At 66.9% G+C, this 9448-nt stretch carries 9 protein-coding genes and 2 pseudogenes; all 11 read right to left on the bottom strand.

Annotated features, from left to right (window positions below; genetic code table 11):
• Positions 1 to 731, bottom strand: a pseudogene (locus tag BRAO375_RS18215) (1-deoxy-D-xylulose-5-phosphate reductoisomerase); the annotation flags it as partial.
• A gap of 37 nt (positions 732 to 768) precedes the next feature.
• A complete protein-coding gene (locus BRAO375_RS18220) occupies positions 769 to 1653 on the bottom strand; it encodes a phosphatidate cytidylyltransferase (RefSeq protein WP_009028932.1) in 885 nt (294 codons plus the stop codon).
• On the bottom strand, positions 1650 to 2408 hold the full coding sequence (locus tag BRAO375_RS18225) for an isoprenyl transferase (protein ID WP_009028933.1): 759 nt from the start codon (positions 2406 to 2408) through the stop codon (positions 1650 to 1652). The genes BRAO375_RS18220 and BRAO375_RS18225 overlap by 4 nt, the downstream gene beginning before the upstream one ends.
• 12 nt (positions 2409 to 2420) lie before the next feature.
• A complete protein-coding gene (gene frr, locus BRAO375_RS18230) occupies positions 2421 to 2984 on the bottom strand; it encodes a ribosome recycling factor (RefSeq protein ID WP_006611107.1) in 564 nt (187 codons plus the stop codon).
• Positions 2985 to 3152: 168 nt separating this feature from the next.
• Positions 3153 to 3869 carry a UMP kinase gene (gene pyrH / locus BRAO375_RS18235; protein ID WP_009028934.1) on the bottom strand — a complete coding sequence of 239 codons (717 nt, stop codon included), beginning with the start codon at positions 3867 to 3869 and terminating at the stop codon, positions 3153 to 3155.
• Between the two features lie 74 nt (positions 3870 to 3943).
• On the bottom strand, positions 3944 to 4867 hold the full coding sequence (tsf, locus tag BRAO375_RS18240; protein WP_009028935.1) for a translation elongation factor Ts: 924 nt from the start codon (positions 4865 to 4867) through the stop codon (positions 3944 to 3946).
• Positions 4868 to 4998: 131 nt separating this feature from the next.
• Complete coding sequence (locus BRAO375_RS18245) at positions 4999 to 5988, bottom strand: 30S ribosomal protein S2 (RefSeq protein ID WP_009028936.1); 990 nt, start codon at positions 5986 to 5988, stop codon at positions 4999 to 5001.
• 154 nt (positions 5989 to 6142) lie between these two features.
• Positions 6143 to 6580, bottom strand: a complete 438-nt coding sequence (locus tag BRAO375_RS18250) for a DUF2846 domain-containing protein (RefSeq protein WP_244423215.1) — start codon at positions 6578 to 6580, stop codon at positions 6143 to 6145.
• Between the two features lie 174 nt (positions 6581 to 6754).
• The gene (locus tag BRAO375_RS18255) at positions 6755 to 7714 is read right to left on the bottom strand and encodes an FHA domain-containing protein (protein WP_009028938.1); all 960 of its coding nucleotides are present in this window, start codon (positions 7712 to 7714) and stop codon (positions 6755 to 6757) included.
• Positions 7711 to 9054, bottom strand: a complete 1344-nt coding sequence (locus BRAO375_RS18260; RefSeq protein WP_035640960.1) for a S1 family peptidase — start codon at positions 9052 to 9054, stop codon at positions 7711 to 7713. Before BRAO375_RS18260 ends, BRAO375_RS18255 begins: the two co-directional genes overlap by 4 nt.
• A gap of 52 nt (positions 9055 to 9106) precedes the next feature.
• Positions 9107 to 9448 (bottom strand): annotated as a pseudogene (locus BRAO375_RS18265) (hypothetical protein); the annotation flags it as partial.

Genomic DNA, 9448 nt, shown 5'->3' on the forward strand with positions numbered 1-9448 from the left:
CTGAGCGCGAACAGGTACGACGCCTCGATCACCTCGAGGCCCTTGTTCATCATCGAGGCCGAATCGATCGTGATCTTCTGGCCCATGCTCCAGTTCGGATGCTTGAGCGCCTGGGCGAGCGTGGCCTGCTCGATGTCAGCGGGCGCCCAGGTCCGGAACGGACCGCCGGAGGCGGTGATGATGACGCGGACCAGCTCCTCACGGTTGCCCGAGGACAGCGCCTGGAACAGCGCATTGTGCTCCGAATCGGCCGGCAGGATGCAGGCGCCCGCGTCAGCGGCGCGCTGCATGAAGAAATCGCCGGCACAGACCAGGCATTCCTTGTTGGCGAGCGCGACGGTTGCGCCGCGGTCGACGGCGGCGAGCGCCGGCTTGAGGCCGGCAGCCCCCGAAACGGCGGCCATGACCCAGTCGGCGGGACGTGCGCCGGCTTCGATGATGGCGCTCTCCCCTGCTCCGCATTCGATGCCGGTGCCGGCCAGCGCCTCACGCAGCTCGCCGAGGCGGGCCGGATCGGCGACCGCGACGAAACGCGGTTTGAACTCGCGGGCGAGCTTGGCCAGGCCCTCGATATTGCTGTTGCCGGTCAGCGCCTCGACCCGGTAGCGCTCGGGCGCACCGCGCAACAGGTCCATGGTCGAATCGCCGATCGAGCCGGTGGCGCCGAGCACGGTGATACTGCGCACCTCCGCCGTCTCAGCCTTAATGTTTCGCAATGGCACTGCGCTCATGTTCTCACCAAATATCTCGACCGGCGAGATGCGCCGGTCACCAAACCAGAAGGCCGCGGCCAACGCCGTCGAGGCCGCCGCGCAGCAAACCCACGAGAGCCGCGAACACGATCGCGGCGACATAGCCGTCCAGGCGGTCCAATAGGCCGCCATGGCCCGGGATGATGTGACTTGAGTCCTTGACGCCGAAGTGCCGCTTGACCGCCGACTCCGCGAGGTCGCCGAGCTGCGACACCACCGACAGCACCGCAGCAAGCACGAGCATCGCGCCAAGCCCGCCGGCGCCGGCGAGCGACCAGGCCGATGCAGCAACGAGGCTGGCCACGAAGCCGCCGATCGCGCCGGCCCAGGTCTTGTTCGGGCTGACGCGCGGCGCGAGCCTCACGCCGCCGATGCTGCGTCCGGCGACATAGCCGCCGATATCGCTGGACCAGACCACGAGGAACACCAGCACCAGCGCGTACCAGCCCTGCTGCTGATCGAAGCGCACCAGCACCGAGGCGAGCTCGGCAGCGGCCGCATAGACGAAGCCTGCCGCGACCCAGACACGGCGGCCGGCGGCAAGAAGCGTGGCCGCGATGAGCCCGACCGCGAGCACGACGACCGCGACATCGATCAGGCCGAAGGCGCAGCAGAGCCCCGCAATCGCAATGGCGAGCGCACCGGATGTGCCGACGCTGACGGTGCGGACCTCGCCGATCACCATCAGCCATTCGAGATACAGGCCGACCGCGACCAGCGTGACCAAGGCGGTCCAGAACACGCCGCCGGCATAGGCTGCACCCAGCGCCAGCGGCACCAGCACGAGCGCGGCCGCAATCCGCATCAAGAGATTGCTCGGAGCCTTCCGCGGCGGCGCCGCCTCATGCTCCGGCGCGGCCTTGACGGCGTCTCCCACGGCTGCGGTGTCGGGTTTGCTCACGAGGCAGTTTTCGCCACGAGGCCGCCGAAGCGGCGTTCACGCCGGCCGAACTCGGCGATCGCGCCCTCGAGCGCGGCCTTGTCGAAATCGGGCCAATGCATGGGAACGAACACCAGCTCGCTATAGGCCGCCTGCCACATCAGGAAGTTCGACAGCCGCTGCTCGCCGCTGGTTCGAATGATGAGATCGGGATCGGGAATGTCGGGCGCATCGAGATAAGCCCCAAGCGCATCCGCATCGATCGAGGCGGGATCGCGCTGGCCCTCGGCGACCTCGCGCGCGAGACGCTGGGCCGCGCGGGCGATCTCCTGGCGCGAGCCATAATTGAAGGCGACGACCAGCGTCAGCTTGGTATTGCCGCGGGTGAGCTCCTCGGCCTCGCTCAGCAGCGCGCAGATGTCGGGTTCGAGGCCGGTGCGTTCGCCGATCACCCGGACGCGCACGCCGTCGCGATGCAGCGTGGCGAGATCGTTGCGGATGAAGCGGCGCAGCAGCCCGAAGAGATCGCCGATCTCGCTGGCGGGTCGCGACCAGTTTTCCGACGAGAACGAGAAGATCGTCAGATAGCGAATGCCGAGCTCATCACAGGCGCGGACCACGCGGCGCAGCGCCTCGACGCCGCGGCGATGTCCCTCCGCGCGCGGCAGGCCGCGTGACGCGGCCCAACGGCCGTTGCCATCCATGATGATGGCAACATGGGCCGGTGCGTCGGACTGGTCCGGCGCCTCCGTCACCGGGGCCGCGGCTTTGGACATCAGGCGCATCCTTCAGACGGTGAGGATTTCCTTTTCCTTCGCCGCCAGCAGCTGGTCGATCTCCGAGATCACGCTGTCCGTCGCCTTCTGCACGTCGCCGGCGAAGCGCTCCTGATCGTCCTCGGACATCTCGTGATTCTTCTCGAGCTTCTTGAGAGTGTCGAGACCGTCACGACGGACATGGCGCACGGCGACGCGAGCCTGCTCGGCATATTTGTGCGCGACCTTGACCAGCTCCTTGCGCCGCTCCTGGTTGAGCTCGGGAATACGCAGCCGGATCACCTGGCCTTCGGTCGCCGGCGACAGGCCGAGGTTGGAATCCACGATGGCCTTCTCGACAGCCTTGACCATGGAGCGGTCCCACACCTGCACCGAGAGCAGGCGCGGCTCCGGCACCGAGACGGTGGCGAGCTGGTTGAGCGGCATGTGCGAGCCATAGGCCTCAACCTGGACCGGCTCCACCATCGAGGCCGAGGCACGGCCGGTGCGCAGGCCGCCGAGCTCGTGCTTCAGCGCCTGGGTCGCGCCCTGCATGCGGCGCTTCAGTTCGTTGAGGTCGAAATTGCCCGTGCTCATCACGCTTTCCTTTCCTGCAACCCGGTTCTCGCTCGCCGGCTGGGCCGGGCCTCCCGAGCGGAGGCCCCAAGGCCGGACCTGACGAGTCCCGGACGAATTCCTGTGTCACTTACGCTTCTACCGCAGGCGCCGGACTGGTCCAACACCGGCCACCGACGGTGCCGTATCTCACCCCGCGACGACGGTGCCGCGCCCTTCGCCGCGCAGCATCGCGCCGATCGCGCCGGGTTCGGCAATGGAGAACACAATGATAGGCAGCGATGTTTCTCGGGCAAGCGCGAAGGCCGTCGCGTCCATGACCTTGTAGCCGCCCTCGATGGCCTGGGAATGGGTCAGCCGGTCGAAGCGTTTCGCGGCCGGATCCTTCTTGGGATCGGCGCTGTAGACGCCGTCGACATTGGTGGCCTTCAGCACCGCCTGGGCGCCGATCTCAGCGGCCCGCAGCACGGCGGTGGTGTCGGTCGTGAAGTAGGGATTGCCGGTGCCGCCGCCGAGCACGACGATACGCCCTTCGGCGAGCGACTTGTGCGCCGCAGCGCGCGTGAACAGCTCACAGACCTGCGGCATCACGAAGGCCGACAGCGCCACCGCCGGCGCTCCCTTGCGCTGCAATGCGGCTTCCAGGGCCAGGCTATTCATGACCGTGGCCAGCATGCCCATGGTGTCGCCGGTCGCGCGCGAGACGCCCTGCGACGAGACCTCGACACCACGCACCATGTTGCCGCCGCCGACGACGACGGCGATCTCGATGCCGAGCTTCTGGGCTGCGATGAGGTCGTCGGCGATCCGATCGACGGTCGGCTGGTCGATGCCGAAGGAATGCGGTCCCGCGAGATATTCTCCGGACAACTTGACCACGACGCGACGATAGACCGGCTCAGCCATGTGCCAATGCTCTCCTATCCCGCGCGTTGAGATCCGGCGCGAAGGCCGCGCCGGATCATGACCGTTCTCAGTCGTTACTTCTTGCCGCTGGCGGCGGCGACTTCGGCGGCGAAGTCGGTCTCTTCCTTCTCGATGCCCTCACCGAGCGCATAACGGACGAAACCGGCCACCTTGATCGAACCGCCGACCTTGCCCTCGGCTTCCTTCAGCGCCTGGGCAACCGACTTGCCGCTATCGTGAATGAAGGCCTGCTCGAGCAGGGTGACTTCCTTGTAGTAGGTCTTCAGGCCGGACTCGACGATCTTCTCGATCACGTTCTCCGGCTTGCCCTGCTGACGATACTTGTCGGCGAGCACGTCCTTCTCGCGCTTGACGATCTCCGGATCGAGACCGGCGGCATCGATCGCCTGCGGATTGGCGGCGGCGACATGCATCGCGAGCTGGCGGCCGAGGGCCGCGAGCTCGTCGGTCTTGCCCGGCGACTCCAGCGCGACGATGACGCCGAGCTTGCCGGCGCCCTCGATGACCGCGCCGTGGACGTAGCTCGACACGACGCCCTGGCTCACCTCGAGCGCAGCCGCGCGGCGCAGCGTCTGGTTCTCACCGATGGTCGCGATCGAATCGGCAATCGCGGCCTCGACCGTGATGCTGCCGACCTTGGCGGCCTTGATCTTCTCGAGGTCGGCGCCGACGTCGAGCGCGACCTGGGCAATCATCTTGACCAGGCCCTGGAAGTGCTCGTTGCGCGCGACGAAGTCGGTCTCGGAGTTGACCTCGACGACCACGCCCTTCTTGCCCGAGGTCAGCGCGCCGATCAGGCCCTCGGCCGCCACGCGGCCGGCCTTCTTGGCGGCCTTCGACAGCCCCTTCTTGCGCAGCCAATCCTGCGCCGCCTGCATGTCGCCGCCGGTCTCAGTGAGCGCGGCCTTGCAATCCATCATGCCCGCGCCGGTCGACTCGCGCAGGTCCTTCACCATCGCTGCGGTGATATTCGCCATTGTTGAACGTCCTTTTGCCTGTCCAAAGCGCGACGCAGCGGATGGCTCTTCGCCGTCCGCTGCCAGGAAAACCCTATCTCAGTCGCGATGGCCGGCGTGCGACGCCGGCCAGATACTCAAGTTGTGTCGTCTTAGGCGTCGGCGAGCGACTTGGCCTGGGCGACCCAGGCATCGGCCCGGCTCGGCAGACCGACTTCTTCGCCGATCTGGTGCGCCGTGTCGTGATTGAGCTCGGCGAGCTGCCAGTAGTGGAAGATGCCGAGGTCGTTCAGCTTCTTCTCGATCGCACCCGACACGCCGGTGAGCTTCTTGAGGTCGTCGGCGGTGCCGCGCGGGCCCGGCAGACCCTGGAAGGTCGAGGCCGAAGCAGCCGGAAGCTCCTCTTCCAGCGGCGTCGCGGAGGCGCCGACGTCGATGCCGAGCTCGCCCTGGGCGCGCGAGATGCCGTCGATGGCGGCGCGCGCGATCAGGTCGCAATACAGCGAGATGGCGCGGCCAGCGTCGTCATTGCCCGGGACCACGTAGGTGATGCCCTTGGGATCGCAGTTCGTGTCGACGATCGCGGCGACCGGAATGTTGAGGCGCTGAGCCTCCTGGATCGCGATGTCTTCCTTGTTGGTGTCGATCACGAAGATCATGTCGGGCAGACCGCCCATGTCCTTGATGCCGCCGAGCGAGCGATCGAGCTTGTCGCGCTCGCGCTGCAGGGTCAGGCGCTCCTTCTTGGTGTAGGAGTTCGCCTCGCCCGAGGACAGCACCTCGTCGAGGTGGCGCAGACGCTTGATCGAGGCCGAGATCGTCTTCCAGTTGGTCAGCGTGCCGCCGAGCCAGCGCGAATTGACGAAATACTGCGCGCAGCGCTTGGCCGCGTCGGCGACGTTGTCCTGCGCCTGGCGCTTGGTGCCGACGAACAGGATGCGGCCGCCCTTGGCGACCGTGTCGCTCACCGCCTGCAGCGCCGTGTGCATCAGCGGCACGGTCTGGGCGAGGTCGATGATGTGGATGTTGTTGCGAGCTCCGAAAATGTAATCGGCCATTTTCGGGTTCCAGCGGTGAGACTGGTGACCAAAGTGAACGCCAGCTTCGAGCAGCTGGCGCATCGTGAATTCAGGCAGCGCCATTGGATATTCTCCGGTTGATTCCTCCGGAAACGCGTGAGCAAAAACGAGCCGTTACGGCCCGGCTTGCCACCGGACGCCCTCTAGGAGAGCCAAGTTTCCGTGTGAGATGGCGCGCTATATAGCCGGATTTTGGCGCAACGCAAGGAAAATGGACCTATTCCGCCTGCAGAAGCTCCGCCATGGCGGTCCGGGCCTGGCTTTCCTGCAGCGGCACGAGGTCGACGGGCCCCTTGTTGTCGGCGCCGGCCGAGGCTGCCGCCATGACACCCGCACCAACCAGCCCGAACATGATCGCGCCTCCCTGCATCGCCCGGGAGCGCTCACTGGGCTTGATCGAGAAGAAATAGGTCTTCCCAGGCTCGGTGTTGAAATCGAGCACTGTCTCGCCGGGAAACAGGATCTGGGTCGCGGTGAGGTGGTGCGGGCCTGCAGGACGATCGACATAGGCGTAGGTGCCGGGCAGCAGCCGGTTCAAGGCAATGCCATCGACCTTGGCGTCACAATTGGTGCGGTCGAGCCAGGAATCCTTCAGGCTCATGATGACGATCCGGGAATGGCCGGACCGCGGCGCACCGATCTTCTGCGAGACCACCGCGAATTCCGTTCCTTCCCTGCCCGTGACACACCCCGATACCAATAGCGAGAGAGCCAGTCCCACAAATGTCCGTCGCTTCATGATTGATACCCCCGTAAATCCCCGGAGCCAACGCTATGACGGGAACTCGGCAACTTTCAATCTCCGCAAGCAAAGAGACTGAAACTGTGCTCAGGGCTCCACAGCCGGTTTCAGCTCGGCGCGATCGGCATCGAGCTTGGCCTTCAGCCTGGCCACGTCGTCGATGAAGGCCTGCTCGCTGCGCACCGGGGCCAGACGCAGGGACGGCGGCATCAGCACGTGGGTGACATTGGGCCGGCCGGAATTCGCGAACGCCTCCGATCGCTGCAGGGTCTGCACGGCGATCGCGACCACCAGCAGGACACCGACCACGATTCCCTTGACGACCATGTGGGTGCGCCCGACCTCGCGCAGATGCAGGAAGCAGATCGTGGCCAGCACGATCCAGGCGACCGCATAGCCGTAGGTGAAGATCGTGGTCCAGGTCAGCGCGAACGAGGCGACCTGTGCGAGCTCGCTGTAGATCCAGAACGCCACCAGCCCGGCCTCGGCGATCAGGAGATGCCGCAGGAAATGCGCCCGGCCGGAAAACAGCCGCGACAACAGCGCCCACACGCCCACCCACGCGACCACCACCCCGATCATGGTGAGCGTCGGCACGAGATAATCGGACGCGCGCGGCTCGGAGGTCTGGCCGAACCAGACCAGGATTGCGTTGATCGCGAGCAGAACGGCGCCGAGCACGATCGCGGCGATGATCGGCAGCGCGCCACGCTCGGAACCGGCGAGCCGCTCCGGCTCGACGGCGTGAGCCGCGTCGCGCACCCGCAGCAGCGTCTGGCCGATGCGGATCGGCTCGGCGCCATCGAGCACCAGCTGCGGCTTCCGGCTCTTGCTGGCGCCGAGGTAGAGACCGTTCGCGCTGCCGAGATCTTCAGCGACGAGACGTCCCTCGGCATCGCGGAAGATCCGGACGTGTCGCGCGGCGACATAGGGATCGTCGAGGATGACGTGATTGTCGTAGCCGCGGCCGATGTGGATCTCGGCGGCATCGACGCGGAAGCGGCCGGCGACATCGCGATGCTTGGAGAGGATCTCGATCCAGATCATCGGGCGACCTGCAGCCGTTCGAGGAAGCTCTTGCCGATCCGCAGCGCGTCGTCATAGGCGATCGCCTGCAGATTGAGCCGCGAGACCAGCGCCTCGTCGGCGCGATCCTGCGTCACGGCCACCAGAGCGATGTCATAGAGACCATCGAACTCGCGATAGCCCTGGGCGCACCACATCACGCGCAGCGGCGGATGCTCGGCGGCAGGCGTGACCCCGACAAAATCCTCATGGCAATGCTGCGGCGTGTACCATTTGCGGAACGAGCCGCCCATCGTGAGCCGCGGCTGCGCCAGCTGCGTCAGTACCGTCGCAAACTGGAACTGATTGAGGTCGATCGATTTCGCGTAGGAGTGATTGACCTCGACCACGCCGGTGTTGAGATCGGAGGCGACATACACGCTCGCCTCGGCCTTGCAGCTCGTCGCGTTGATGCTGGCGCGCGGCTTCGGCGAGGCGCCGGCGTTGGTGCTCGCCCAGCACTCGAACCACGCCGAGCGCGTTTCCGGCGCCTGATAGGAGCCGAACACGCGATCGCGAAAACCTTCCTCGGCAAGCGACTTGTAGAGCGCGCCGCGCCAGCTCGCGAGCTGGGCGATCACGTCCTTGCGCAAGTCCCCCGCCGCCGGCTTGGCCTCGCGGCCGCGCGCCAGCAGCGCTGCGGCGAACCGCGCCGGCACCAGGAAGCTGATCAGCTGGCCACCGCGGCGGGTCGCGACGTTGACCCCGACCACCTGCCCCTGCGCATTGACCGCCGGACCGCCGCTCATGCCCGGATTGAGCGCGCCGGTGAAATGGATGTGATCGTTGTAGCTGTGCTCGACGAGCCCGTTATAGGTGCCCTCGATGATCGTGAAGCCGAGATCCAGCGGATTACCGAGGGAATAGAGCCGTTCGCCCTTCGGCAGCGTGCCGTCGAGCGCGGCCTTGTCGAAGGCGAAGAAAGGCGCCTCCTGCTTGTCGACGCGCACGAGCGCGAGGTCGTTGGGCAGATCGACGGCAAGCAGGGTCACTGCGCCTTGCGTGCCGTCAGCGCCCGTATATTCGAGCCGATAGGTCTTGGGCTCCAGCGCGGCGTCCGAGACGACGTGATAGTTGGTGATCGCGAGCCCGTCGGCGGAGACCAGGAATCCGGAGCCGGTCGAGGTCTGGCGGCCGGCATCGGCCAGCAGCGTGCGGATCTGCAGCAGGCGTGGCGGCGCCGAGGCGTAGACGGTTTCGGCGCCGGGCAGGCCCTGGGCCGCAGCCGATGAGGCAAGGCCAGGCGCGCCAACACTGCAAAGAGCGACGATGATGGCACTTCGCCACAGCGCGCGCACGGGTCGAACAAACGCTGAAATCAATGACGCCCCCGCAACACGTCGTCGGCTGCCGACGTCCTGCGCCCACGATCGATCAATCCGGCGGTTCGGCCAATATCGAAAACGAGCCTTTGTTGCAACCGCCGCGCCGCCGCGGCGGCGCGCGATCGCTCAGCAATGCGGCACGTTCGGCGGACACCGCTTGCCAGCCGCCGGCGGCGGCGGCGGCGCCGGCCGTGCCATCTGCGGCGGAGGCGCAGGACGTGCCACCGCGGCCATTGGCGGCGGCGCCGGACGCGCCATCGGCGGCGGAGGCGCAGGCCGGGCCATGGGGGGCGGTGGCGCAGGCCGGGCGATCTGCGGTGGTGGTGCAGGACGCGCCATCTGCGGCGGCGGTGCGGCTGGGCGCATCATCTGCGGTGGCGGCGCGGGCCGA

Source organism: Bradyrhizobium sp. ORS 375 (assembly GCF_000239775.1).
Taxonomy (GTDB): domain Bacteria; phylum Pseudomonadota; class Alphaproteobacteria; order Rhizobiales; family Xanthobacteraceae; genus Bradyrhizobium.

What these genes read in the sequence shown, in the direction of transcription:
- tsf (WP_009028935.1), bottom strand. Translation starts at nt 4,867, where the DNA reads ATGGCGAATATCACCGCAGCGATGGTGAAGGACCTGCGCGAGTCGACC.
- BRAO375_RS18225 (WP_009028933.1), bottom strand. Translation starts at nt 2,408, where the DNA reads ATGTCCAAAGCCGCGGCCCCGGTGACGGAGGCGCCGGACCAGTCCGAC.
- pyrH (WP_009028934.1), bottom strand. Translation starts at nt 3,869, where the DNA reads ATGGCTGAGCCGGTCTATCGTCGCGTCGTGGTCAAGTTGTCCGGAGAA.
- BRAO375_RS18245 (WP_009028936.1), bottom strand. Translation starts at nt 5,988, where the DNA reads ATGGCGCTGCCTGAATTCACGATGCGCCAGCTGCTCGAAGCTGGCGTT.
- frr (WP_006611107.1), bottom strand. Translation starts at nt 2,984, where the DNA reads ATGAGCACGGGCAATTTCGACCTCAACGAACTGAAGCGCCGCATGCAG.
- BRAO375_RS18255 (WP_009028938.1), bottom strand. Translation starts at nt 7,714, where the DNA reads ATGATCTGGATCGAGATCCTCTCCAAGCATCGCGATGTCGCCGGCCGC.